Genomic DNA, 26,439 nt, shown 5'->3' on the forward strand with positions numbered 1-26,439 from the left:
AAACAAACAGTCCCGGACCCTTACCCCGGGGCTGTTTTTTCTATATAATAGAAATAGTTCCAAATGAAGGCCACCACAAATTGAAGGGAGTTTCAATCTAGGATGAAAAAAGCAGTATCAATCGTGATGGCGCTTGTTTTATTATTCCCACTTCTGCCATTGCTAAACAACAAAGTTCAAGCGGCCGATGACGTCACCGGCATTACACTTGAAACAGAGCTGCGGGCGATTATTGCCGCCGGTGTAATGAGCGGCTATGAAGACGGTACATACAAGCCCGGAAACAACGTCACACGTGAAGAGTTTGCCACCTTTTTAGCGCGTGCGCTGGAACTTCCGGCAGGTCCGTCTGTTTTTAAAGACGTTCCGGCATCAGGAAAGCTCACTCCTTATATTAACGCCGCCGCAGCCGCTGGAATCGTCAATGGCGGCTCTAACGGAAACTTTTCGCCGAAGGACACGATTATCCGTAAAGATATGGCACTGATGATTGATAACGCCCTTCGTTATCTTGGGAAAGAAGCCGCTTATGTCGCTCCTATCTTCACAGATCTTGACGGGATCAGCTCCACCCATCGCATCGCCATCGGAAAAAGTGTTAGCCTTGGCATTATTTCCGGCTACACAGATGGACGGTTTGGCCCGGATGACAACGCACGCCGTGATCAGGCCGCTGCCTTCATTTACCGCTTGCTTGAGGGCGATTTACCGGAGCCGCCGGCAAAAGCCTATCAAACTGCTAATATCGATGCTGAGGGCAATGTAACGCGTTCCGCTATGCAATATGAATCTTTTGATCTGGCAAAGCAAGCGATGACAAAGGGCGGTTCTGAACTTGTAACAAAGGATGGCAAAATTATTTATATGAAGGAATATGGCGGGGTAGTGTTTGCGAAGCCGGCAAGCAATGCCACGACAGTTAACCTGTATACTGATGCAACGCTGACAACAGCTAAAACGTATGTCACGGCGTCAGCGATTGGCAGCAGCGGCATATCAACAGAATTACAGTATGTAACATCAGGTGATACATACGTAAAAGTGTATCTCGGCGGAGAGAACTATTATATGAAGCAGGCAGACACGCGTCTAGTTCCTTTTGAAGGGGCAGCCGGCCGCGGGTATTACATGGTTTCAAATGATTTGCTCGTTCATTACATCTATAACGTCGATACAAATAAAACCGTTTCGTATATTGCAGGGCCTGCCCCGTCATTTATGCGGACCGGTGTGAAATATTACAGCTGGGACGGCCAGTCTTTTTATTTGGAAAATGGCCAGCAGGCCGGTCGTGAATATCAATATTTTCAATTTTTATCAGGCCGTGTGAAAACGAGCTACACGGCGGAGGAGCTAGACCGCTATATTGAAAAGGTACTAGCCGAACGCGAAGCAATGGGACTGGCAAAATATCAAAATGCCACGACAAAAAGCAAACTGATTGGCCTCGGTACCATTGCGAAAAAAGTAGAAAGCCAGTATAACGTGAATGCGCTCTTAATTCTCAGCATGGCCATTCATGAAAGTGACTACGGCATGAGTGACAAAGCGCAAAAGCTGAACAACTTATTCGGCATCGCCGTGTTCGACAGCGCTCCGAGCGGCGGCAAAGCCTTTGCTTCAGTTGAGGAGGGCGTTGTTCATTTAGCTGACGCTTATTTAACCGGATTGCCGAATGACTGGCGGGGCGGCTACTTTACACCGAACGCCTGGCGGGCATACGGTGCGGCACCGGGCAACAAATCAAATGGCGTCAACGTGAAGTATGCATCTGATCCAAACTGGGGAGCCAAGCTTGCCGGCCACATGTACACAGTGGATCAAGCACTCGGCGGCAAGGACTTTGACAAGCAATATACACTCGGCTTTACCAATACCGAGGATTTAAACGTGCGCGTCAGTGCAAGCGGAAGTTTGCTTTATACGTATAAATTGAGCAGAATGCCTGTTACGATTCTTCAGGACGGCGAATGGGCGAAGGTTGTTTCAGACGTTCCTGCGCGGACAGACGGCTATATTTACAGCTCGTATATTAACAAGCTGCCAATTGCCAAGTAAACGAGTAACGACCGGATAAATCAAGCTGTGGACCGGATTACTCACTAAAAGGACTGGAATCCCGAACCGACGACCGGAAAAGCGACGATTCAGTCATCGCAAGCACTATTCCGGTCGTCACACACAACTTTCCGGTCCACGAAAAAAAGCTATCTGCAGAAGATAGCTTTTTTTCTCTTTATTTAGAAGAAGACGTCCAGTAAGACTCGATTCCTGTGAAAGAATCCGTTAAGTTATGTGAAACCTCTTTATTTGCATCGCCATTGGCTAAAAATCCGTAGAAGAAAGTGAAAATTTTCATGTAGAAAAACTCCTTTCGTTTTCAGAAGATGTATTTTTAATGTATCTTTACTATAAATCAGAAAAGCGGTGCTGTGTTTCATTTTGTTAGCTTATCTGACATAGTTTCTTTTCGGGAGGGATTCTCGCGCGAAACAGGGAAATAAGGTAAAATATATAATGGAAACTTAAATAAAAACTGGGGTGTACGACAATTATGTCTTTGAAAAAAACAGCGCTATGGCTTGCATTATTTGCGCTTATTGTAAAGCTGTCAGGCTTTGTGCGTGAGAGCATCATGGCCTACAAATTTGGTGTCAGCAGTGAAACGGATGGATACTTGCTGGCGTTCTCTTTTATTACACTGGCGATTGCCATGATCGCGGGCGGCTTCAATAACGTGTTTCTGCCGCTTTATGTGAAAAACCGTCAGGATAATCCGGAACGCACGGACCGGACGGCCAGTGCGATCATGAATGTCACCTTTCTTCTATTTATAGTCGTATCCATCCTCGGATATGTCTTTGCGCCATGGTTTGTGCCGCTTATTTACGGCAATATGACGGAACCAACGGCGGCAACTGCGATTTCGATTACACGCTTTTTCTTTGTGTTTATGTCGTTTATCGCCTTGACGAGTATTTTAGACTCCTATTTGCAGGGGCGGCGGATTTTTGTCCCATCACAAGTGGCGAAGCTTCTCCAGACGGTTGTCGGGGTGACATTTGCGCTGCTCTTTTCTGAACAATGGGGCATCGCCAGTCTTGCTTACGGTTTTATCGCGGGTACCATTCTCGGGATTTTCGTTCAATTCTTTTATTTATTTAAAACGGATTACCGGTGGAAGCCGGTGCTGTCAGGGGACAAGGAATTTCAGCACTCCTTTTTGATTCTTCTCGCCCCGGCCATTCTCAGCTCGGTCGTTGGCCAGATTAATGTATTTGTCAACAAAAGCTTTGCATCCGGAATAGGAGAAGGACCGGTCACGTATTTAAACAACGCACAGCTTCTGTCATCGATCCCGCACACCATTTATGCAACGACGATTGCGGTTATCATTTTTACGCTGCTGGCGGAACAAATAAAAGATCAAACACGCTTTCAAAACACGTTTTTCAGCGGCATGCAAATTTCACTTCTTACACTTGCACCGATTGCGGCCGGACTATGGGTTGTCGGAGAAGAGGCGCTGTCTTTTATTTTCGAACGCGGGAAGTTTACCGCCGAGGATACGCACAATACATATGTGGCGCTCGTTTTTTATTTGCCGACGATTGTTACACAGGGAATGCAGTATATTGTCGCTAAAGCGCTGTATGCCCAGGGCAAAACAAAAACGGTTTTCCGGATCAGCGTTTTTACAATTGCGATTAATGTGGTGCTGAATTGGCTGTTTATCGGTCCGTTCGGCTACCCGGGATTGGCGCTGACGACATCCATCGTCTCGCTTTATTACTTAACCACGTGCACGATTTTTGTTTACAAAGATTTCGAACGGTCGGAACCGGCGAGGCTGATCGGTCTGCTTGTCCGGACGACTATCGTCACCGCTTTTATGGCGCTGCCGCTTTATTTCATGCGTCCATTTGTTGATGGGCTGTATTCGCTCTGGCAGCTGGCGATTCTTGTCCCGGCTGGCATGGTTCTGTATGTGATCGGCTTGTTTCTTTTTTATAAAGAAGGATTCCGCAAGCTTCTCAGCCTCGTCAAACGCAACAAAGGAGCTTTGTCGTGAAAAAACGATTTTTTCTTCTGTTTTTCATCATGCTGCTAGCAGGCTGTACGGCCAGTGGAGAAGAGGAAACAGCGCGGAATGAAGTGGAGATTCCGCTCGGCAGCCGGTCATTGCTGTTGACGTCAGAGAATCTGAGAATGGAGCGTCAATATCAGCCGGAGGGGCTCGACGCTTTGTACGAGGATACCGTTTATGAAATAGACAGCGGTTCAGCCGCTGTCACGGTAACGGTCCGAAAGCTGAATAATGGCGACCGGTTTGTTATGCTCCGTCTGGATGGAAAGGGCGCCTTAAAAGGCACGATTGCGATGAAGGGCGCCGACGATTATTATTTGATTGACTGGGCGCAGGAGATGCCGGAGCGCGAACACAATAAAGTAACAGGAACGGACCCGACAAAACCGCCGGTAGGCTTGTTCCGTTTTACCGACAACCATCAGTTCATGAACGAACTGGTCATGAGCCATTCTTTTTCATCCAAAACGATGAGCGAGCTTTACGGAAATGGGCGTGAAAGCACGCTTCGGGAGCTCCTGTCAGAAAAAAATACACTGACCCACTCAAAAGCAGGAGTGGCATTTGACTTATCAGCGGAACGAAACGAAATTACCGAACAATGGTTTTTGCTGGCGGAGGAGCCGCTTTTTAGTGAAACCAATCATTTAAATGAATGGATTACGTTTCAAAAAGAAAACTATAAAGAAGTGAACAACTGGTTCACTGTGGACGGTCCGATGAAAAAGCTGCCGTGGTCGGTTGAGCCGTTCACGAAGGAAGGATACGGACGCTATCTCGGCACGATGATTGAAAAAGAAGCGGTGGATCGTTTTTTCAAATACAAGGACCGTTACTTTTACAATTTAACCGTTCAATCAGCCGCAAACCTGTGGGCCTACCGGGAAAGCCGCGATGATGTGATCTGGAAAACAGAATTCACCAGCACGTGGCTAAAGCAAAAGTATGACATTACCGCTCCGTATGTGGACACGCGGCACAACGAGCTGATTGCGCTGTATTTGCACCGGATCGGGAAGGAGCTCGGTGTGCCGGAGCTCGAAGCCGCACTTGTCGATTACAGTGATTACTTGCTGAATTTGATCAGCATTGATAACATTGTGCCTGCGGAAACCGGTTATTATCCGGCCGATTATTATTCGCCGCAGCAAGGAAAGCAGTTTATTCATGCGTCGCTTAACCATGCGCTTGGCGAGGCCAACATGTTCATCGAGGCATACCGCGTCACTGAGGATAAAAAATATTTATTCGCTGCCCGGGATATCCGCAAAGCGATCGAATCGACTGGGGAAAAATGGATTCGGCCGACCGGCGACCTCTGGTATCAGATCAACCGGGACGGGACATTTGACGGCGGTGACTATGAATTGCTGACGCTTTATGATCTTCAAAGACACGAAAAAAACTGGAAAGAACTTGGTGGAAGTCCCAGCCCAATTTTGCAGAAATTAATTGAAAGTAAAGAACAGTATTTAAATTCAAAATAACTTTCGCTATAATGCTTAATTAAGGGGAAAAAAAGAAAGGAAGGATTCACACATGACAAAACAACAAATTGGTGTTGTCGGTTTGGCCGTAATGGGCAAAAACCTGGCGCTTAACATTGAAAGCAGAGGCTATTCTGTCGCTGTATTCAACCGCTCAGCTGATAAAACAACCGCATTTTTGCAAGAAGAAGCAAAAGGGAAAAATTTCAAAGGCGCGTACAGCGTTGAGGAATTTGTAAACTCTCTTGAAAAACCGCGTAAAATTTTGCTTATGGTAAAAGCAGGTGCAGCAACAGACGCAACGATCGATTCATTGAAACCTTACCTTGATAAAGGCGACATCATTATCGACGGAGGAAACACATTCTTCCAGGATACCGTTCGCCGCAACAAAGAGCTTGCCGGTCTTGGCTTAAACTTCGTCGGTACAGGTGTATCGGGCGGGGAAGAAGGTGCGCTTAAAGGACCTTCTATCATGCCAGGCGGCCAGCGCGAAGCATTTGAACTCGTTCGCCCAATCTTCGAAGCAATTGCTGCTAAGGTAGATGGCGAAGCATGTACAACATACATCGGTCCGGACGGTGCAGGCCATTACGTGAAAATGGTGCATAACGGCATCGAGTACGGCGATATGCAGCTGATCTCAGAAGCCTACTTTATCCTGAAGCATGTCATCGGCTTGTCAACAGAAGAGCTGGCTGAAACATTCGCTGAGTGGAACAAAGGCGAGCTGGACAGCTACTTGATCGAAATTACAGCGGACATCTTTACGAAAAAAGACGACGAAACAGGCAAGCCGCTTGTTGACGTGATCCTGGATGCAGCCGGCCAAAAAGGAACAGGCAAATGGACGAGCCAAAACGCGCTTGACCTCGGCGTGCCGCTTCCAATTATCACGGAATCTGTTTTCGCGCGCTTTATTTCTGCTTTGAAGGATGAGCGTGTGGAAGCAAGCAAGCAGCTAAGCGGCCCAACGGCATCTGAAGTAAGCGAAGATCAAAAGAAAGACCTGATCGAAGCCGTTCGCCAGGCATTGTACATGAGCAAAATCTGCTCATATGCACAAGGCTTTGCTCAAATGAAAGCAGCATCAGAAGAATATGGCTGGGATCTTCGCTACGGCGACATCGCCATGATTTTCCGCGGCGGCTGCATCATCCGTGCGCAGTTCCTGCAAAAAATCAAAGAAGCCTTCGATGCGAATCCATCGTTGCCAAACCTGCTTCTTGACGGCTACTTTAAAGACATCGTTCAAAACTACCAAACGTCGCTTCGTAAAGTGGTTTCTCTTGCGATCGAAACAGGCATTCCAGTGCCATCATTCGCAAGCGCAATTGCTTACTACGACAGCTACCGTACCGAAACACTGCCTGCTAACCTGATCCAGGCGCAGCGTGACTACTTCGGCGCACACACGTACAAGCGTGTGGACAAAGAAGGCACATTCCACACAGAGTGGATGGAGAAATAAAATGGATTGTATGGCCCTCGCCGGTTACGCTGGCGGGGGTTTTTTGATGTGAGTCGATGTGGCTAACGCCGATAAAATGGGCCGATCGCCGGTAAAAGTGAAATACCGCTGATAAGTGGGGCGCTAACGCCGGTATCTGAATATACCGCCGTTAGCGCATAGTATATCAGCGATAATTAAAATATATCGGCGCAAGAAGTAGGAGGATTATGAAGAATTTGTAAATTACGTGCAAATAAGGGCAATGCATAGTATGATTCGATTGAAAGGAGAGGAAAAAAGTGAAGAAATCGATCTTTCATACAAAAATAACGACCTTGCAAAAAAGGCTAATCATTCCAAAGCGCGATATTGAAGAAGAACTGGCAAAATGTGAAGCTGGATTCACAGGAGAAAAACGGCTGCTTTATTATTTGTCTGAGGTAAAGGGGACAGTGCGTATTCTGCATGACATCCGGCTTCCTTTTCAGAGTGGCTATACCCATTTTCAAATGGATACAGTCGTGATCACGCAGCACATGATTATTATCCTGGATGCAAAATATTTTAGCGGAAACCTTGTTTTGGACCGCGTCACGAGGCAGCTGAAAAGAGGTCAAATTGCATATGAAGATCCAATTACCCAGGTGCTGCGGCATAAAAGGGGACTGGAACAATGGCTTGATAAGCCCATTCCGATTACCGCAGCTGTTGTTTTTACTCATCCAAACGTCCATCTGACCATCACTCCACCAGATTCCTTCGATTCATCGCTCCTCCTTTATGTTCAGGAACTTCCTGCGAAACTAGACGAATTTCATCAAGAAAAGCCCATGCTATTAACGAAACATGAAGTTCATCAGTTAGCGAATAAACTAGCGGAGCATCACCAACCACACGACCCGAATGTCATGAGGCAATTTGATATTTTGCCCGCCCATCTTCAGTCAGGTATCCATTGTGAAAACTGTGGACGCTGGTCCATCAAAAGAATAAAAAGAAGCTGGATCTGCACAAAATGCAGAAAAGTGATGAAAGACCCGCATCTCATCGCTTTAAAAGAGTATGTCCATTTGTTCGGCACACAGGCATCCAATGGAACAATCAGAGCTTTCCTCGGTATTCAATCGGAGTTCGTTGCCAAAAGGCTGCTGCAAAAATGGGCAGTTGAACAAAAAGGAGAAGGAAAGGGAAGAGTCTATCAGTTTCCAAATAAGTGGAAGCAAGAGGAGTAACAAACTTGTGTTAACGCCGATAAAACCCGTCGATCGCCGGTAAATGTGAAATACCGCTGATAAAAGTCATGCTAACGCCGGTATTCACATATACCGGCGTTAGCACCCAACTTACCGGCGATAATTGAAAGATATCAGCGATGGCATCAACAAAATTAAATGAATCCGGTTGCAATTTACCTGTATTTTTGATATAAAATAATTAGTTTGTTTAGTTTACAAATTAAAAAGCGTTTTTGGAAGCGCTTGATGATAAGAAGAGGAGGAAATACAAGATGAAAAAAGTCTTGCTGCCGTTTATCATGACGCTGCTCATCGTAGCGGGCTGCCAGAGTCCTGCAGCTGAAAATGGGGTAAGAGAGCTGAGACTTGCCCATAATCAGCCGCTTGAACACCCAATCCACCAGTCTTTAGTCGAATTCGGCCGCCTGGTGGAGGAAAAATCCGATCAGAACATTAAGGTGAAAATTTATGCAAACGGCCAGCTGGGAAGCGAGCGGGAAGTAATCGAACTGACACAAACCGGCGCTGTTGATATTTCAAAGGTGAGTGCAAGCGCTTTAGAAGGATTTGAGCCGGATTATTCCATTTTCAGCCTTCCGTACGTTTTTGATGACTACAAGGATTTCCAGCGTACGATGCAAAATGAGGAAGTAACAAGTAAGATTTACAACCAGACCGAGGAGATTGGCTTTGTCGGGTTGACGTACTACAATGCGGGCGTCCGGAATCTTTATACGAAAAATCAGCCGGTGAACAGTCCGGATGAAATGAATGGATTAAAGGTGCGTGTTCAGCCAAGTCAGACGAGCGTGAAGATGATTGAAGCATTTGGCGGCACGCCGACGCCAATGGCCTACGGTGAAGTGTACACGGCGCTGCAGGCCGGCGTTATTGACGCAGCGGAAAACAATGAATCCGCTCTCGTCAGCAACAACCACGGCGAAGTGGCGAAAAAGTACATGTATACAGAGCATCAGATTGTGCCGGATATGCTGATCATGAATGCGGAAAGCCTCAAGTCATTTTCAGATGAAGAGCAGGCACTTATTCAAGAAGCAGCAGCAGAATCCACGCTTTATCATGAGGATGTCTGGAATAAAACAATTGAGGAAGTAAAAGAAACCGCTCAAAATGAAATGGGCGTTGAATTTTTGCAGGTGGACAAGGAAGCCTTTATGAAATCCGTGGAACCGCTTCATAAGGAATATGCGGAAAATGAAAAAACCAAAGATATTTACCAGCTGATTGAAGGAGCTGAGACGAATGAATAAAGTAAAAACGACACTCGATAAATTGCTTCTAGGTGTATCGGCTTCGCTGTTGACGGCGATGGTTGTTTTGTCCATGTGGCAGGTGCTTGCGCGGTACGTTTTTAATATTTCCTCCCCCGGTACAGAGGAAACGATCCGCTATTTGCTGATCTGGTTCAGCCTGCTGTCCGCTGCCTACGTATTCGGGGCTAAAAAACATATTGCGATCTTGTTTTTCAAGGAAAAGCTGGGAGCGGGGACACAGCGAATGATGGAGAAAATAACAGACCTCCTGATTATTGTGCTGACTGCGGCCCTGATGGTATATGGCGGCGTTAAAATTGTTCTTCTGACGATGTCGCAAACAGCGGCCGCAACCGGCATTTCCATGGCGATTGTGTACGCAGCGCTTCCTGTCAGCGGCTTGTTTATTATTTTGTATACGATTCTCAACATGAAAAACCATGTTGAAGCAGGGGGAGAAGAGGTGGTGAAGCAATGACCGCAATCGCAGGAATTTTATTGTTTGCAAGTTTCTTTTTCCTCATGTTTTTCGGGGCACCGATCGCCGTGGCGATTATTATCAGCTCCATTTTAACGTTTATGCTCATCATGCCGTTTGACGTGGCGATTCTTGCGTCGGCGCAGCGGATGGTAACCGGGATTGACAACTTTACGATGCTCGCAATTCCACTGTTTGTGCTTTCCGGAATTGTGATGAACAACGGCGGAATTGCGTTTCGTTTAATCAATTTTGCGAAAGTGCTGGTCGGACGCCTGCCGGGCTCTCTCGCTCATACGAATGCGGTTGGAAACATGCTGTTCGGTTCGATTTCGGGCTCCAGTGTCGCTTCAGCGGCCGCAATGGGGCGGATCATGACACCGATGCAAAATGCACAGGGATATAAAACAACGTATTCCGCAGCGGTGAACATTGCCTCAGCGCCAACAGGATTAATCATTCCGCCGAGCTCGCTGCTGATCGTGTATTCTCTTGTGAGCGGCGGCACGTCTGTTGCGTCGCTGTTTGTTGCCGGTTATGTTCCAGGTATTTTATGGGGCATTGCGGTCATGATTGTTGCTTATTTTATCGCCAAAAAAGAAAAGTATGAAGTGTCTCCAATGCCTGGAGCGCGGGATGTACTGTACATTATCTGGAGTGCTGTCCCGAGTTTGTTGCTCATCTTTATCGTGATCGGCGGTATTGTCGGCGGCGTATTTACAGCCACAGAAGGAGCGGCGGTTGCGGTTGTCTATTCCGTTATCCTGTCGATGATTTACAAAAGTATCAAACTAAAGGATCTTCCGGCTATTTTCAAAGAAACGGTGGATATAACCGGCATGATCTTGTTTTTAATCACCGCTTCGGCTCTTTTCTCACTGGTTATGTCCTACACAGGTCTGCCGCAGGCGATGAGTGAAGCGCTGCTTTCCCTGACGGATAATCAGTACGGCATTTTGCTGATTATGATTTTCATTTTGCTCGTTATCGGGACATTTATGGACATCACGCCAGCGGTTCTGATTTTCACACCGATTTTTCTGCCGATTGCAGAGACGTTCAGCATGGACCCGATTCATTTCGGCATGATCATCTGCTTCGCGCTATGTATCGGAAACATGACGCCGCCTGTCGGAAGTGTTCTGTTCGTCGGATGCAGTGTCGCCGATGTCCGGATTGAGCAAGTCATTAAGCCATTGCTTCCTTTTTTCGCAGCGGTCATTGTTGTTCTGCTGCTAATCACGTTTATTCCGCAGCTCAGCCTGTTTCTGCCTCAGCTGCTAGGACTATAAAAAAAGACGGTCCCCTTTAAACAAGGGGCCGTCTTTTTCGTTTGGTGCACCGCCGATATAGTGGATGAGCGCTGATAAAATCGGTCGATCGCCGGTAAATCTGACATAACGCCGGTAAAAGCCATGCTAACGCCGATAACTGACTATACCGGCGTTAGCGGCCAACTTATCAGCGATAAATGAAATATACCGGCGATGCCGTTAGTCCATTTCCAGCTGCAGCGTGGAAATGTGGAAAAACTGTTTAATGCCGAGTGCGCAGGCGCCGAGTGAGCATGCCTGCTTGCCGAGCTTTGAAATGTGCAGCTCCCGGTAATGGCTGATGTCCGACACGAGCTGCGCTTCAATCCGCTTAATCGCTTCCGGGTAAAACCGGAGCAATTCGCTGTTCAAGACGACAACATTCGGGTTGTATAAGTTAATCATATTATTCAGCCCGACACTTAAATAAAAGAGAAACTCGTCCATCATCTCCATGACCGTTTCATCTCTGGCTTGAATCCAGTCAATGACATCTGCGCGTGTGATTGTTTCCTGTTTCTTTTTAACGGACAGCTCACGGAAAAGCGCTGATTCGGACCCGTACTGCTCCCAGCAGCCTTTATTGCCGCAGCTGCATGGCCGTCCGTTTGGCACGACGATCATGTGTCCCGCTTCTCCGGCAAATCCGTTTTCCCCTTTGAAAAAATCTTCATTCATCATCATGCCGAGCCCGATACCGGAGGAAAAACTGGCGCCGAGCAGGTTCTTCGCTTCCGGATGCGCATATACCCGTTCTGCAAACGAGCAAAGATTGGCATTGTTTTCAAGGGTGATTGGCAGTCCGGCCGCTTCCTCCAGGTCCGTTTTCAGCGAAACGTCTGTCCATCCGAGACGAGGAACGAAGTGAACATGCTCCTCCAGCGTCACAAGGCCGTGAACACCAACAACGACGCTGACCAGTCCGTAGCGGCTTTCTTCGCAATACGATTGAATGCGGCGGATGTTTTTTGCCGCTGTTTTCACCACTTCTTCATACGAATCCGATTGAAGAGGAATGGTTTCCAGGCGGACGACCTTTCCAGCCAGATCTGACAGGGCAAATGTCATCGCACCGAGGTCCAGATCAATGCCAAGCACGAAGCCTGCCTGCCCGTTAATCGACAGCATAATCGGCCGCCTGCCGACAGAATGGTGCTCAAGCTGTGTTTCCACCACAAGCTCCTTTTCAAGCAAATCGGCCGCCTGAACGGAAATGGTGGCTCTCGTTAAATCAGTCAATTTAGATAAATCCGCTCGGGAGATCATTTTTTTTTCAATAATTTTTTGCAAAATGAGTGAGCGGTTAATTTGCTTTATGTAAGCGGCATCGCCGGTTGCAGCCATAGTACATCCTCCTTCATTCTTGATTCATATTATACAGGTTTTCCATCGGATAAAAAGGGATATTGACGGTTTTAAAAAGGGGTGATAAGCTTATTATACATTAATTAGTTTGGTGAACAAATTAAAAAGACGATTTTTTTCACAAGTAAAGAAAAGGCTTTCATTTTGAAGGAGGAGTTTAAGATGACATCATTTTTAACAGACCATTTCCTGCTTTACAACAAAACGGCGATTGCCCTGTACGAAAAAGCAGCAAAGGACTTGCCGATTTTCGATTTCCACTGCCATTTGCCGCCGCAGGAAATATGGGAAAACAAGCCGTATGAAAACATGACGCAGCTATGGCTTGGCGGAGATCATTACAAATGGCGATTGATGCGGATGCATGGCATTGACGAAGCGCGCATCACCGGAAATGCAAGTGACTGGGAGAAGTTCGCTGCCTGGGCTGAAACGGTGCCGCATTTAATCGGCAACCCGCTGTATCACTGGTCGCATATGGAGCTGAAAACGTATTTTGGCGTCGATCAGCTGCTGTCGCCGGCAACCGCAAAAGCCATTTGGGAAGAATGCAATGAAAAGCTGAAAAAGCCGGGCTGCCTGCCGCGTGACTTTATTAAAAAATCGAATGTTGCGTTTGTCGGGACGACGGATGATCCGGTTTCGACGCTGCGTTATCATCAATTGCTGGCAGAGGATGACTCGTTTAATACAACTGTGGCACCAACCTTCCGCCCGGACGGTGCGCTGTTCATTGAACGTCCGGCCTTTACCGCGTGGCTCGAGAAGCTGTCAGATGTATCAGGCATAAAAGCGGACTCGTTCTCCGACTTCCTGGCCGGACTGCAGCAGCGTGTGGACTTTTTCCATGAGCAGGGCGGTCGCGCATCGGATCACGACGTTCAGAAAATGGTCTACCGGGAAACGACTAAAGCAGAAGCGGAAGCGGTTTTTGAGAAGCGAATGAACGATGAATCTTTAACCGAAGAAGATATTATCAGCTACCGGTCCTTCCTATTAAAGGAGCTCGGCCAAATGTATGCTGAAAAGAAATGGGTCATGCAGCTTCATATGGGAGCGATGCGCAGCAACAATACGCCGATGAAGGAAAAAATCGGTCCGGACACGGGCTTTGATTCACCGGGTGACGGCGATGTAGCAGAAGGGCTGTCCCGGTTCCTGGACGCGCTTGAAAAAGAAGGAAGCCTGCCAAGAACGGTTTTGTTTAACTTAAATCCGAAAGACAACGCCGTGCTGGCCGGCATGATGGGCAACTTTTACGAAGCGGGTGTGCCGGGGAAAATTCAGTTCGGCTCTGCCTGGTGGTTCAACGATCATCTCGACGGCATGGAGCTGCAGATGAAAATGCTCGCCAATGTTGGCATGCTCAGCCACTTTATCGGCATGCTGACCGATTCTCGCAGCTTTATTTCTTATGAGCGCCACGATTATTTCCGCCGGATTGTGTGTAATCTTTTAGGGGAGTGGGCCGAGCAGGGAAAAGCCGTTAATGATGAAGAATTTTTAGCGCAAATGGTGCGAAATATCGGGTATGAAAATGCAGAGCGGTACTTTTTAGCCCGCTGACTGTAACACACGGCTGGATGGCGCAGCGCTGACCGGAAAAACGGACCTGTCGACCGGAAACGCATAGTGGATGACCGGAAAATCCGGAATCCGGTCATCGCTTGCTCCATTCCGGTCACCGCATGTCACAATCCGGTCCACCCGGGGCCACAGACAAAAGCCAATGCTAAAGGAGGAAACGAAAATGGGTATTTTACAAGAGCTGTTAAAGGATATCCCCATGCCGAACATGCTAAAGGTGAAGCAGCATTTTGACAATGAGCAAATTGACGACATTACAGCGGCACTGCGGGAAGGGCTGGACCAGGAAAAAATCAAGTCGCAAATCAAGCCAGGCATGTCAATTGCAGTGGCAGTCGGCAGCCGGGGCGTCGACCGGATCGTGGAAATCACAGCGGCGACGATTGCTTTTTTAAAAGACCTTGGAGCTGAGCCGTTTATTGTGCCGAGCATGGGCAGCCACGGCGGTGCAACGGCTGAGGGACAAACGGATGTATTGCGTCATCTCGGCATTACTGAAGAAACCGTCGGCGCCGAGATCCGTTCCACGATGGAGGTTGTGAAGCTCGGTGAACTCCAGAATGGGCTGCCGGTTTATATCGACCAGTACGCATCTGAAGCAGACGGACTTGTTGTCATTAACCGCATTAAGCCGCATACTGCGTTTCGCGGACCGGTGGAAAGCGGCTTGATGAAGATGATCAGCATTGGCCTCGGCAAGCAAAAAGGAGCCGAAGCGTGCCACCAGATGGGCTTTAAATACATGGCGGAAAACGTGCCGGCGATGGCGAAAATCATTATGGATGAGCGCCCGTTCCTGTTCGGCGTTGCCACAGTGGAAAACGCGTTTGACCGGGCGATGATCGTGGACGTGTTAACGAAGCAGGAAATTCTCGACAACGAAAAAGAGCTGCAAGTAAAAGCAAAGGAACGGCTGCCAAAGCTGTTTTTTGACCAAATTGATGTGCTGGTCATTGATGAAATTGGCAAAAACATTAGCGGCGACGGCATGGACCCGAATATTACCGGCCGATTCCCGACGCCATACGCAACGGGTGGACCGGACGTCAGCAAAATGGTCGTGCTGGACTTGACCCATGAAACAGAAGGCAATGCGAACGGCGTCGGGACAGCGGATTTCACTACGCAGCGCCTCGTTGACCAAATGGACCGGGAAGCGACGTATGCCAACGGCTTAACGTCAACCGTTTGTGCGCCGACGAAAATCGCCACGACACTCGCAAACGATCAGGAAGCGATTAAAGCAGCGATAAAAACGTGCAATATTTTGGACTTCACGACCGTGAAAATGGTTCGGATTAAAAACACGCTTGAAATTGGTGAAATTGAAGTTTCTGAAGCGCTGTACGACTACGTAAAGCAGCATCCGCAGCTAGACGTGCTGACCGAACCAAAGCCGTGGACGTTTGACGAAAATGGGAATATAACGGAGGAAACAAAATGAATACATTATTTGATTTAAGCGGAAAAACAGCCGTCGCGATCGGCGGCAACAGCGTTTTGGGCGCTTCGATGGCAAAAGGGCTTGCCGCTCACGGAGCGAAGGTAGCCATTGTCGGACGCAATTTGGACAAAGCAAATGAAGTCGTGAAGGAAATTCAGGAAATGGGCGGCGAAGCGAAAGCATTTCAGGCAGATGTCGTGTCGAGAAAAGCGCTTGAACAAGCGGCTGCAGACATTGAAGCGTGGAGCGGCGGATGGGATATTTTGCTGAACGCACCGGGAAAAAACAGCACGACGCCGTTTTTTGATTTGGAGATGGACGAGTGGGATGATATTATGAATGTAAATTTAAAAGGAATCGTTGTGACGTGCCAGGTGTTTGCGAAGCGCATGATTGAGCAGAAGCGAGTGGGAAGCATCATTAACATTTCCTCGGTTTCTTCTACAACGCCACTGTCTAAAGTGTTCACATATTCTGTTTCAAAAGCGGGATTAAACAGTGTGACACAATTTTTGGCACGGGAGTTTGCAACGGAAGGCATTCGCGTAAACGCTATCATTCCAGGCTTTTTCCCAGCGGAACAAAACCGGAAGATTTTAAGCGAGGAGCGGACAGAATCTATTATGAACCATACGCCGATGCGCCGGTTTGGTGATCCGGATGAACTGCAGGGCGCCGCTGTGTTTTTAGCGTCAGACAAGGCATCAAGCTTTGTGACCGGCACAACGATCCGGGTGGACGGCGGATTTGGCAGCATGACGATTTAACAGGAAGGGTGAAAAAGGATGGCAGAGGAAAAATACGGGAAGCTGCAGGAGATTCTTCGGGACATGGGGTCCGTTGTCGTCGCTTTTTCCGGCGGCGTTGACAGCACCTTTTTATTAAAAGCGGCTGTGGAGACATTAGGCGAACAGCAGGTGCTGGCCGTCACAGCGGATTCAGAAACCTATCCATCAAGCGAGCTGGAGGAAGCGAAAACGCTTGCTGCGCTGATCGGCGCGCGGCATATGGTCATCGAAACATCGGAGCTTGCGATTCCGGGCTATACGGAAAATGATCAAAACCGGTGCTACTTCTGTAAAAGCAGCTTATTCGACCATTTGATTCCGGTGCTTGAGGAGCGCGGCTTCGGCAATATCGTCTACGGTGTCATCGCGGATGACATGAATGAATTCCGGCCGGGCATGAAGGCAGCCAAGGAAAAAAACATTCGCGGGCCGCTTCAGGAAGCGAATTTATTTAAAGAAGAAATTCGCCAGCTGTCCAAGCAGCTGGACCTGCCGACCTGGGACAAGCCATCCTTTGCCTGCCTGTCGTCACGAATCGCTTACGGAGAAACAATCACACAGGAAAAGTTAACAAAAGTGGATAAAGCGGAGGCATACTTGAAGTCACTTTCTATCCGCCAGGTTCGTGTCCGCACACACGGCGACACAGCACGGATTGAAGTGGAGCCGGGTGATATGCAGCTGGTGCTTGACTATCATGCTGCCATCGACAAACGGCTCAAGCAGTTCGGCTACAAGTACGTATCGCTTGATCTGGCTGGCTATCAAAGCGGCAGCATGAATAAATCGCTGGAGAGGGATATTCAGAATGTCTAAACAGTTTGTAATTGGTCTTGATCTTGGAACAACAAGCGTAAAAGCAGTTGTGTTTAACCGGCAGGGCAATGTCGTCGCCGAAACAGAACAGCTGAATACGTCATTTTATCCGGAGCCTGGCTTTGTTGAGCAGGACCCGGATGTAATCGTATCCGCGTCTGTTTTTGTGTTGAAGGCAGCGATGGAGCAAGCGGATATTACGGCGGAGGAGCTGCTGTCGGTCGGGTTCTCCTGCGCGATGCACTCTCTCATCTGTGTAGATGAAAACGGACGGGCTCTATCCCGGGCCATGACCTGGGCAGATGGCCGAAGCAGTGAACAGGCAGCCCGGCTGCTGCAGGAGCAGGGCACGGCCTTTTACGAAAAAACAGGAACGCCTATTCATCCGATGTCACCGCTGACGAAATTCATTTGGATGAAAGAAACCGGCTACGCGCCTTTTCATGAGGCAGCGTATTTTATGTCGTTAAAGGAATACGTGCTGTATCACTGGTTTAACGAGCGTGTGGTTGATTATTCTATGGCATCGGCAAGCGGCTTATTGAACGGTGCCTTGCTGAAGTGGGATGAGGACATTCTTGCTCATATTGGCGTTGACAAGCAGCAGCTGTCCACACCGGTGCCGCCGACGTATAAGCTGACCGGCTTAAATGAGATCGTAGCGAAGTATATTGGCATTCCATCGGACCTTCCCTTTGTAATCGGGGCAGCGGACGGTCAGCTGGCGAACCTTGGCAGCGGGGCGATCCTGCCGGGAGAGGTGGCCATAACAGCCGGCACGAGCGGAGCCGTCCGTCAATGGACAAACGAGTTTCGCGCCAGTGAAAAGCATGAAACCTTTTGCTACATGTTCACAGAAAATACGGCGATTATCGGCGGGCCGACCAACAATGGCGGCATTGCACTGGAATGGCTGAAGAAAACATTAAACTATTCCGGAACGTATACAGAATTTACCGAAGAAGCCGCGCAGGTGGAGCCGGGGGCAGACGGATTGTTCTTTTTGCCGTATATTAATGGAGAACGGGCACCGCTTTGGAACCAGAATGCGCGCGGAACGTTTTTCGGCTTGAGCATTACGCATGAGCACCCGCATTTTGTCCGGTCTGTGTTAGAAGGGATCACCTTTAATCTGTACCAGATCGCAGAAGCGCTGGAACGGATCGCCGGTCCTTCGGAGAAAATTTATGTAAATGGCGGTCTCGCACGTTCGCCGATCTGGATTCAACTGCTCGCAGACGTGTTCGGCAAAAACGTCTACATGTCTGAAAGCCATCATAGTGCGGCCTGGGGCGCGGCATGGACAGCGCTCGTCGCTCTTGGTGAAGTGGATTCCTTTAAAGAGATCAAAGAAAATGTACCGCCCGGCGATGTCGTTGAGCCTGACATGGACCGCCATCAAACCTATCAAGCGCTTTATCAGACGTATGCTGCGCTCGCTGCGGATACCGCTAAATATTTTAAATAAGCAATTTGAAAGTGGCCGGTCAGTCAGTGATCGGCCACTGAAAACTTTAAAAGCAGGTGACACACATGATTGACGATATTTTGGCCCGCGTAGCCAACGGAACATTAACGGCAGCCGAGGCGAAAAAAGAACTCGGCACATACGAGGATCTCGGCTTTGTGAAAATTGATCACCACCGGCGCCAGCGGCAGGGCGTCCCGGAGATCATTTTTGGCGAAGGGAAAACAGCGGAGCAAATCACAACAATTATCGAATCGCTGAAATCACGCGGCCATGAAGTGCTGGCAACGCGTATTTCCCAGGAAAAAGCGGCGTTTATTTTGAATGAAATGCCGGATCTTACATATAACGAAACAGCTCGAACAGTATCCTTTGTCACAAAAAAGCCAGAAGGAGCGGGCTACATTGCCATCGTCTGTGCCGGCACCTCCGACTTGCCGGTAGCGGAGGAAGCAGCGGTCACGGCGGAAACACTCGGCGTGCCGGTTCGGCGGTTTTACGATGTCGGCGTGGCAGGGCTGCACCGGCTGCTGGCACATATCGATGAGATTCGCGGAGCCGATGTCTCGGTCTGTGTGGCGGGAATGGAAGGCGCTCTGCCAAGCGTTCTTGGCGGACTGGTGGAAAATCCGATCATCGCCGTCCCAACCAGCATCGGCTATGGAGCGAACTTCAACGGATTATCCGCGCTTCTGTCCATGCTGAACTCATGCGCATCCGGCGTCAGTGTCGTGAACATCGACAACGGATTCGGCGCAGCGTATAATGCGGTGCTTATTCACCGACTAGCTCACAAAGGAGCCACAACATGACAACACTTTACTTTGACTGCTTCTCGGGAATCAGCGGCGATATGGTGATCGGCGCGCTTTTAGACGCCGGCGCGGACCTTGCCCAAATGGAAGAGGAGCTTAAAAAGCTGAAGATCGAAAGCGAATATACCATTACCCAAAAAAGTGTAAACAAAAATGGCATTACCGCTGTGAAGTTTGACGTGAACGTGTTAAACGAAAATGAGCACCACCATCATGATCACAGTCACTCTCACGATCACGATCATGTACACGACCATGACCATAGCCATTCACATGATGATCACGATCATTCTCATGACCACCATCATCATCATGACCATCGTGCCTACAAACAAATTACAGACATGATCAAAGCAGCCGGCTTTACTGAAGCGGTGACGAACAGGTCGCTTGCCATCTTCAAAAAAATCGGCGAAGCAGAAGGCAAGATTCACGGCTTGCCGCTTGCCGATGTGCACTTTCACGAAGTGGGTGCTGTGGATTCCATCATTGATATTATCGGCGCAGCCATTTTAATCGATCAGCTGGGGATTACAAGCATTCACTGCTCACCGATCCCGACCGGCAGCGGGCATATTCACATTGACCACGGAACGTATCCAGTGCCTGCACCGGCCACACTCGAAATCCTAAAGGGCGTGCCGATTGCCCGGACATCGATTAAAGGCGAGCTTGCCACTCCGACCGGTGCAGCGATTGCCGCCGTTTTGGCTCAGTCGTTTGGGACAATGCCATCGATGACGGTTGAGAAAATCGGCTATGGTGCCGGAACGAAAACGTTTAAGGATCATCCGAATGTGCTGCGCGTTGTCATCGGAAAGGAATGAGAAGCCATGAACCGTCCGCCCAATGAGGAGCACCTGGATCACGACATGATCAAGATGGAAGTGAATCTCGATGACATATCCGGCGAGTGGCTTGGCCATGTGATGGATCTGTTGTTTGAAGCGGGAGCCAATGACGTGTTTTATACACCCATTTATATGAAGAAAAACCGCCCCGGTGTCCTGCTTCAGCTGCTTTGTGCTGCCCGGAACGTGCCGGACATGGAGCGTATTTTGTTCCGCGAAACGACCACGCTCGGTATCCGCTACTACCCGCTCACTGTTCACCGGCTGGAGCGGCAGTTTATCGAGGTCTCGACCAAATGGGGACCCGTCACCGTAAAGTGCGGGCTGTTGGACGGCGAAATTGTGCAGCGCGCCCCCGAATATGAAGACTGCCGCGCGATCGCTCTTCAGAATGGCGTGCCTTTAAAGGAAGTGTACGAGGAAGTATGGAAAAGCCCTGTCATGTAAAAGCTGGCGGGGCTTTTTTGCCGGGCGATCGCCGGTAAAACGAAAGAAGCGCTGATAAATCACCCGCTAACGCCGGTAAAAAAATATATCAGCGTTAGCCCGGTGGATATCAGCGCAACAAATAATATATCGGCGATCGCCGCTGATTCTGCGCTAAAAATGTGTGAATTATTAATAATTATTGTGCATTTCTCTCATATATTCTTCGCTCGCTCTTTCGTATACTTTAAAAAAAGAGATGGGGGAGGACGTATGAAGCAACTAAATGAAAGCGCAATCAAAGAAGAAAAACTGTCGAAGCAGTCACTCATATCAAAAGGGAAACAGAAACGGAAAAGATGGGAGTCGCCTGTAGCGGGCTATTTGTTTTTATCACCGTGGCTGATCGGCTTTTTCCTGTTAACGCTGTACCCGATGCTGCTGTCCCTTTATTTTTCCTTTACCAACTATTCACTGTTGGAAGCGCCGGAATGGATTGGGATGGAAAACTACAGCAACATGCTTTTTAATGATTCAACCTTTTACAAATCGCTTTATATCACGCTTTTATTCGTCGTCATTTCGGTTCCACTCAAGCTTGTGACCGCTCTGTTTATGGCCATCTTTTTAAACCAGAAGCTTAAATACATGTCCTTTTACACAACATTCATTTACTTGCCTTCCTTAATCGGGACGAGCGTCGCGGTGGCGATTTTATGGCGGAATCTGTTTGGCAGCGACGGTCTGATCAATCAGTTTCTCGGCATCTTCGGCATTCAAGGAACGAACTGGATTGCCAATCCGGATTCAGCGCTCGGCACGCTTATTTTGTTAGTCGTCTGGCAGTTCGGCTCATCGATGGTCGTTTTTCTAGCCGGATTAAAGCAAATATCACCTGAATTGTACGAAGCAGCTTCTGTGGACGGTGCTTCAAAAACGAGACAATTCATATCGGTCACATTGCCGATGCTGTCACCTGTTATTTTGTTTAATTTAGTGCTTCAGACGATCGGTTCGTTTCAAATGTTTACACAGGCGTTCGTAATTACAAAAGGCGGACCGATCCAGTCCACGTATATGTATGCGCTTTATTTATACGAGCGGGCATTCGCCGGCTTCCAGATGGGCTATGCATCTGCTCTGGCGTGGGTACTGCTTATCATTATCGGCGTTTTCACTGCGCTAATCTTTTTATCATCGAAAAAATGGGTGTTTTATGAAGCGAAAGGCGGGAAGTAATATGCAGAAAAAATGGATAAGTCATCTTACATTATCAGTGATCTCCCTGTTTATGGTCTATCCGATATTATGGTGGGTGGGCGCCGCGTTTAAATCAAATGAAGAAATTGATTCGGCGAACATTTTTCCTTCGCAGCTTATGTTTTCGAACTTTACAGAAGGCTGGTATGCCATTCCAGGTTATTCGTTCGGCCATTTCTTCATGAACACATTTGAATTAATTTTAGGTGTGTTGTTCACGACGATTATTTCCTGCAGTCTTGTTGCTTTTGCTTTTGCCCGTCTGGATTTTCCGCTTCGCAACTTCTGGTTTTCCATCGTGCTGGTGACGCTCATGCTTCCGAGCCAGATTACGCTCGTGCCGCAATACGATATGTTTAATGCCTTTGGCTGGGTGGATACGTACTTGCCGTTTATCGTTCCCCATGCGCTGGCCGGAGGAATTGGCGGATCGTTTTTCATCTTCCTGCTCGTTCAGTTTATTAGAGGAATTCCGAAAGAGCTGGATGAAGCCGCAAAAATGGACGGCTGCTCGTGGTTCGGTATTTACTGGCGGATTATTTTGCCGCTGATGAAGCCGCCGCTCGTAACGGTCGCGATTTATTGCTTTCTTTGGAACTGGGATGATTTCCTCGGTCACTTAATTTATTTAAACTCAGTGGAAAACTACACCGTGGGACTTGCGCTGAAAATGTTCGTGGATGCGAATTCCGCCGTGCCGTGGGGCCAGCTGTTCGCGATGTCGCTTCTGTCGATTATTCCGGCGGTTATTATCTTTTTCTTTGCCCAGCGCCACATTGTGGAAGGGGTAGCAAGCACTGGATTAAAGGGCTGACGCGTCAGCCTTTTTTCTGCTATTCTGAGGAATAGAGAGAGGGGCCGCCATGAAAAACCCATTTAAACTATATCCCATCCGAACGGTTTTCTTTTTTGCAGTTGTCAGCTTGATTGTGCTGCTGCTGACGCTTTTTGTCCTGGTCAGCTACAAAGTGTCGGTCGCCGAGATGCAGAAAAACACATCCTTTTATCAGCAAAACCTGCTCGGGAAGATTAACGAGCAAATCAGTATGCAGAAGCAGTCCGTCGAACAAGTGACAATTGCGATGTCACGAAATGAAGACCTGCAAGATTACCTGCAAAGTGAAAACGATCCGTATGAGTCGCTGCGGGCTATTTCAGAAATTAACACGTCTTTTTTTAATACGATGTTCAGCATTCCCATCATCGATACGGTCGACGTGTATGTGGAAGATCCGCCGGTGCGCTATCAGGAGGGGCCGATTCGCTATTTCCCGTTTGACCATTATGAATCGATCGAGTGGATGCAGCCGCTGAAAAACGCCGATTCCGCCTGGCTGGAGCAGCATGTTATTTCATCGCCGCAGGGAGATATTTCGGTCGTCAGCTTTGCGCGCAAAGTGTATAAGCGAAATGGAACAGCGGCCGGTATCATTGTCGTGAATACGAAAACAGACCGCTTTTTGAGGTTAATGGACGGGGAAGTGGACAGCCGCCACCGCCTGCTGGTCGATGCAAAGCACAACATTATTACGTACAACGGGTCCGGTGATGCACTGGCATCATTGAAGGTGTTTGATCAGCTGAGCGAGGAAGATAAGATCAATACAAATGTAAACGGTTCAGCAAGGCAGGACGAAACACTGGTCGTCTGGTCCAAGCTGGTCAACTCAGAGTGGATATTAATTGAAGTCACACCGTGGGAGGACATTATTAGCGGAAGTGTCAAGCTTGCGCAGCTGCTTTTGCTCATCAGCGGCATCACCATCGTTGTAACGGTTTTTTTAACCTACTATTTATCCCGGCAGTTCACAAGGCCGATTGAGGATTTGCTGCGAAGCATGAATGACTTTTCCTTAAATGAACATGAACCGAAGCTTCCGGCAGGGTACCGGAATGAATTCGGCGCTCTGTTTCGCGGCTACTTTAACTTGAATACCCGGATTAAAGGACTTTATACGAATTTAGAAGAAGAGTATCAGGAAAAAAAGAAAGCAGAACTGGCCGCCCTGCAGGCAAACATCAATCCGCATTTTTTATATAATACGCTCGATCAGCTGAACTGGATGGCCATTGAGGAAGGGCAGGAGAAAATAAGCCGTGTGCTTGAGCTGATGGGAAGAATGTTCCGGATCGGCCTGTCAAAGGGAGAAACCTTTATTACGCTAAAGGAAGAATTAACTCATTTAGAGTCGTACCTTCAAATTCAGCAAATCCGGCTGGAAGGAGGGCTGCACTATCAGATCTTTATTCCGGAAAAGTACGTCCACTATTATATTCCGAAGCTGACATTGCAGCCGTTTATTGAAAATGCGGTAATACACGGCTTCCGGGGGCAGGAAAAAGCGGTGATTGCGATCAAAATACACGATGCCGGAAACAGCTTATGCATCGTCATTCAGGATAATGGCATTGGGTTTTCAAAAGAGACGGCCGTGGAAAAGCGGACGGCAGACGGCGGCTACGGTATTAAAAATGTAGAGGACCGCCTGCTCGCTTATTTTGGCAGCAGCAGCTCTATTACAATTGACAGCAAGCCTGGAGCAGGAACGACAGTCTTCATAAAAATCCCTAAAAAAAGCCGTAAATAAGGAGGAAGCTCCATGTGGAAAGCGATAATCGTAGATGATGATCCGCGTGTGCTCCGTGGAATGAAAAAAGCTATTCCGTGGGAAAGGCTCAACATCGAGTGCATTGGAGAAGCGTCAGATGGAAAAGCCGGGTTTGACATTATTATGGACATGCAGCCGGATATCGTACTGACGGATATTTATATGCCGGTTATGAATGGACTGGAAATGATGAGTGCCCTGCGCGAAAGCAATTACACAGGCAGCATCATTATTTTGAGCGGCTATTCGGATTTCGAATACGCAAGAACGGCGCTTCGGCTGAAGGTGCAGGATTATTTAAGCAAGCCGATTACGATTCAGACGATGGAGGAATCACTGGGCAGAGTCACCGCAAAGCTGGAGGAAGAAAGAGCGAAGCAAAGCGACCAGGACGACCTGAAGGAGAAAATCAATTATTATAAATCATTAATCTCCAACACCTGGCTGAAGTCACTTATGCTGGGCATGGAGGATCAAAACGCCATTCGAAACGAACAAAAAGCCGACTATTTGCAAAAACGAAAGCATCAGGTGTTCGTCGTGAAGCTGGATAATGAGCATTCATCCGTTGATTGGGAGCATTTGCAGGAAAGCATCAGCTGCTTTTTTTCAGCGCCTACGCTGACGCACGTAAAGAATGTGGAGTGGATTGAGCTTGATGCTGCGTATTCGGCGCTGCTGCTTTCATATGACGAGAAGACAGAGGACGCCAGCTGCCAGAAAGCGGCTCAATATGTAGCAGATAAAGTATTGGAGCTGGTTCATGTAAAAGGAGCGGGCGAATGCAAGGTGGGGATGGGCCGGGTGAAAAAGCAGTGGGAGGAAATACCGGTCTCAACAGAAGAAGCCTTTTACGCGCTTTCCCGTATCACATTAAAGGGCATTGTTTCGTATGAGGATATGCCGGCAAAGGAGCAGTCGGAATTTCTCACGCAAAAGTCCGCATTCCGCAAGCCTGTTCAATTTTACCGGGAGCTGTCTGATGCCGTTAAAAATGGACGAAGAGAGCAGGCAGTCCGGATCATTCAGGATTTTATGCAAAATGAAAACGAACGGTCATATTCGCTGCCTTCCACCCTTCAGACAATTGGGAAAGAAACGTGGATTATTTTAACGTACTCCCTTTATGATGAAGGAATCAACCTCGAGGAAATGATTGATTACCAGACAGCCGCGTCTCATATCGAAAAAATTCATCATAAAGAGCAGTTTCAGCAATGGCTTCTGGCATCTGTTGATCAAATCCTGTCACGCATTCAGCAGGAGGAAAAGGAAAACATTCGTCATAAACAAACCGTCGAATACTTAATTGAATACATCGACAGCCATTATCATGAAAACCTGACGCTGAACCAGCTGGCTGAGCAAGTATTTCTTTCCCGCAATTACTTAAGCCAGATTTTCAAAAAAGCGACCGGAACGTCTTTTAATCAGTATTTGAACACGGTCCGGATGGAAAAAGCGAAGTACCTCATTTTAGAAGGCAATTATTTAATTTATGAAATTGCTGAAAAGGTAGGCTTTAAAAATACACCGTATTTCAGCTCAATGTTTAAAAAGTATACAGGTGTGAATCCGACAGACTTATTAAAGCAATAATCGGTGTACAATTTTAAAAACAATTGTGCATCTCTCTTATATAAGCATTTATGAAAGCGTTTTATAATTGGGGTGTAAGAAACA

The 26,439-nt window shown here is 48.0% G+C and carries 21 protein-coding genes and 1 pseudogene; 19 read left to right on the forward strand and 3 right to left on the reverse strand.

What is annotated here, in order from left to right; genetic code table 11:
• Positions 1 to 102: 102 nt before the first annotated feature.
• Positions 103 to 2,058, forward strand: a complete 1,956-nt coding sequence (locus BW952_RS04415) for an S-layer homology domain-containing protein (protein WP_045849294.1) — start codon at positions 103 to 105, stop codon at positions 2,056 to 2,058.
• Positions 2,059 to 2,236: 178 nt separating this feature from the next.
• Here BW952_RS04415 and BW952_RS19775 read toward each other — a convergent pair whose 3' ends face one another.
• Positions 2,237 to 2,359 carry a hypothetical protein gene (locus tag BW952_RS19775; protein ID WP_269430715.1) on the reverse strand — a complete coding sequence of 41 codons (123 nt, stop codon included), beginning with the start codon at positions 2,357 to 2,359 and terminating at the stop codon, positions 2,237 to 2,239.
• Between the two features lie 195 nt (positions 2,360 to 2,554).
• On the opposite strand from BW952_RS19775, the gene murJ reads away from it, so the two are divergent.
• The 7 genes from murJ (at position 2,555) to BW952_RS04450 (ending at position 11,306) form a co-directional block, all read left to right on the forward strand.
• On the forward strand, positions 2,555 to 4,072 hold the full coding sequence (gene murJ, locus BW952_RS04420) for a murein biosynthesis integral membrane protein MurJ (RefSeq protein WP_175607563.1): 1,518 nt from the start codon (positions 2,555 to 2,557) through the stop codon (positions 4,070 to 4,072).
• Positions 4,069 to 5,574, forward strand: a complete 1,506-nt coding sequence (locus BW952_RS04425; RefSeq protein WP_045849296.1) for a hypothetical protein — start codon at positions 4,069 to 4,071, stop codon at positions 5,572 to 5,574. The genes murJ and BW952_RS04425 overlap by 4 nt, the downstream gene beginning before the upstream one ends.
• A 52-nt stretch (positions 5,575 to 5,626) precedes the next feature.
• Positions 5,627 to 7,045 (forward strand): NADP-dependent phosphogluconate dehydrogenase, encoded by a 1,419-nt coding sequence (gndA, locus tag BW952_RS04430; RefSeq protein WP_045849297.1) that lies wholly within the window; start codon positions 5,627 to 5,629, stop codon positions 7,043 to 7,045.
• Between the two features lie 281 nt (positions 7,046 to 7,326).
• Positions 7,327 to 8,259 (forward strand): nuclease-related domain-containing protein, encoded by a 933-nt coding sequence (locus tag BW952_RS04435; protein ID WP_045849298.1) that lies wholly within the window; start codon positions 7,327 to 7,329, stop codon positions 8,257 to 8,259.
• Positions 8,260 to 8,534: 275 nt separating this feature from the next.
• Positions 8,535 to 9,533, forward strand: a complete 999-nt coding sequence (locus tag BW952_RS04440; protein WP_045849299.1) for a TRAP transporter substrate-binding protein — start codon at positions 8,535 to 8,537, stop codon at positions 9,531 to 9,533.
• Positions 9,526 to 10,014: a TRAP transporter small permease gene (locus tag BW952_RS04445; protein WP_045849300.1), complete on the forward strand. Its 489-nt coding sequence runs from the start codon at positions 9,526 to 9,528 to the stop codon at positions 10,012 to 10,014. The genes BW952_RS04440 and BW952_RS04445 overlap by 8 nt, the downstream gene beginning before the upstream one ends.
• Complete coding sequence (locus BW952_RS04450; protein WP_045849301.1) at positions 10,011 to 11,306, forward strand: TRAP transporter large permease; 1,296 nt, start codon at positions 10,011 to 10,013, stop codon at positions 11,304 to 11,306. Before BW952_RS04445 ends, BW952_RS04450 begins: the two co-directional genes overlap by 4 nt.
• A gap of 201 nt (positions 11,307 to 11,507) precedes the next feature.
• Here the strand turns inward: BW952_RS04450 and BW952_RS04455 are convergent, their stop codons facing one another.
• Positions 11,508 to 12,671, reverse strand: a complete 1,164-nt coding sequence (locus BW952_RS04455; RefSeq protein ID WP_045849302.1) for an ROK family protein — start codon at positions 12,669 to 12,671, stop codon at positions 11,508 to 11,510.
• Positions 12,672 to 12,854: 183 nt separating this feature from the next.
• Between BW952_RS04455 and uxaC the strand changes: the two genes are divergently transcribed.
• Entirely contained in the window at positions 12,855 to 14,258 is a 1,404-nt protein-coding gene (uxaC, locus tag BW952_RS04460; protein ID WP_045849303.1) for a glucuronate isomerase, read from the forward strand.
• On the opposite strand, the gene BW952_RS19320 is transcribed toward uxaC, so the two are convergent.
• On the reverse strand, positions 14,247 to 14,387 hold the full coding sequence (locus BW952_RS19320) for a hypothetical protein (RefSeq protein WP_156149403.1): 141 nt from the start codon (positions 14,385 to 14,387) through the stop codon (positions 14,247 to 14,249). The two genes, uxaC and BW952_RS19320, sit on opposite strands and share 12 nt — an antisense overlap.
• A gap of 55 nt (positions 14,388 to 14,442) precedes the next feature.
• Between BW952_RS19320 and BW952_RS04465 the strand changes: the two genes are divergently transcribed.
• From BW952_RS04465 to BW952_RS04515, 10 genes and pseudogenes are all read left to right on the forward strand, one after another.
• A complete protein-coding gene (locus BW952_RS04465; protein WP_045849304.1) occupies positions 14,443 to 15,723 on the forward strand; it encodes a nickel pincer cofactor-dependent isomerase, group 22 in 1,281 nt (426 codons plus the stop codon).
• Positions 15,720 to 16,490 (forward strand): SDR family oxidoreductase, encoded by a 771-nt coding sequence (locus BW952_RS04470; protein ID WP_045849305.1) that lies wholly within the window; start codon positions 15,720 to 15,722, stop codon positions 16,488 to 16,490. The genes BW952_RS04465 and BW952_RS04470 overlap by 4 nt, the downstream gene beginning before the upstream one ends.
• A gap of 18 nt (positions 16,491 to 16,508) precedes the next feature.
• Complete coding sequence (larE, locus tag BW952_RS04475; RefSeq protein WP_045849306.1) at positions 16,509 to 17,327, forward strand: ATP-dependent sacrificial sulfur transferase LarE; 819 nt, start codon at positions 16,509 to 16,511, stop codon at positions 17,325 to 17,327.
• Positions 17,320 to 18,795 carry a gluconokinase gene (locus BW952_RS04480; RefSeq protein WP_045849307.1) on the forward strand — a complete coding sequence of 492 codons (1,476 nt, stop codon included), beginning with the start codon at positions 17,320 to 17,322 and terminating at the stop codon, positions 18,793 to 18,795. Before larE ends, BW952_RS04480 begins: the two co-directional genes overlap by 8 nt.
• A 65-nt stretch (positions 18,796 to 18,860) precedes the next feature.
• Complete coding sequence (gene larB, locus BW952_RS04485) at positions 18,861 to 19,607, forward strand: nickel pincer cofactor biosynthesis protein LarB (protein ID WP_045849308.1); 747 nt, start codon at positions 18,861 to 18,863, stop codon at positions 19,605 to 19,607.
• A gap of 41 nt (positions 19,608 to 19,648) precedes the next feature.
• Positions 19,649 to 20,908: pseudogene (larC, locus tag BW952_RS19645) on the forward strand (nickel pincer cofactor biosynthesis protein LarC).
• 252 nt (positions 20,909 to 21,160) lie between these two features.
• Positions 21,161 to 22,126, forward strand: a complete 966-nt coding sequence (locus tag BW952_RS04500; RefSeq protein WP_082084520.1) for a carbohydrate ABC transporter permease — start codon at positions 21,161 to 21,163, stop codon at positions 22,124 to 22,126.
• Position 22,127: 1 nt separating this feature from the next.
• Positions 22,128 to 22,961 carry a carbohydrate ABC transporter permease gene (locus BW952_RS04505; RefSeq protein WP_094031946.1) on the forward strand — a complete coding sequence of 278 codons (834 nt, stop codon included), beginning with the start codon at positions 22,128 to 22,130 and terminating at the stop codon, positions 22,959 to 22,961.
• A 49-nt stretch (positions 22,962 to 23,010) separates the two neighbouring features.
• Positions 23,011 to 24,735, forward strand: coding sequence for a sensor histidine kinase (locus BW952_RS04510; protein WP_045849312.1), 1,725 nt, complete (start codon positions 23,011 to 23,013; stop codon positions 24,733 to 24,735).
• A 12-nt stretch (positions 24,736 to 24,747) separates the two neighbouring features.
• Positions 24,748 to 26,355, forward strand: coding sequence for a response regulator transcription factor (locus BW952_RS04515; RefSeq protein ID WP_045849313.1), 1,608 nt, complete (start codon positions 24,748 to 24,750; stop codon positions 26,353 to 26,355).
• Positions 26,356 to 26,439: the final 84 nt, after the last annotated feature.

The organism is Domibacillus enclensis, assembly GCF_900156125.1.
GTDB classification, from domain to species: Bacteria; Bacillota; Bacilli; order Bacillales; family Domibacillaceae; genus Domibacillus; species Domibacillus enclensis.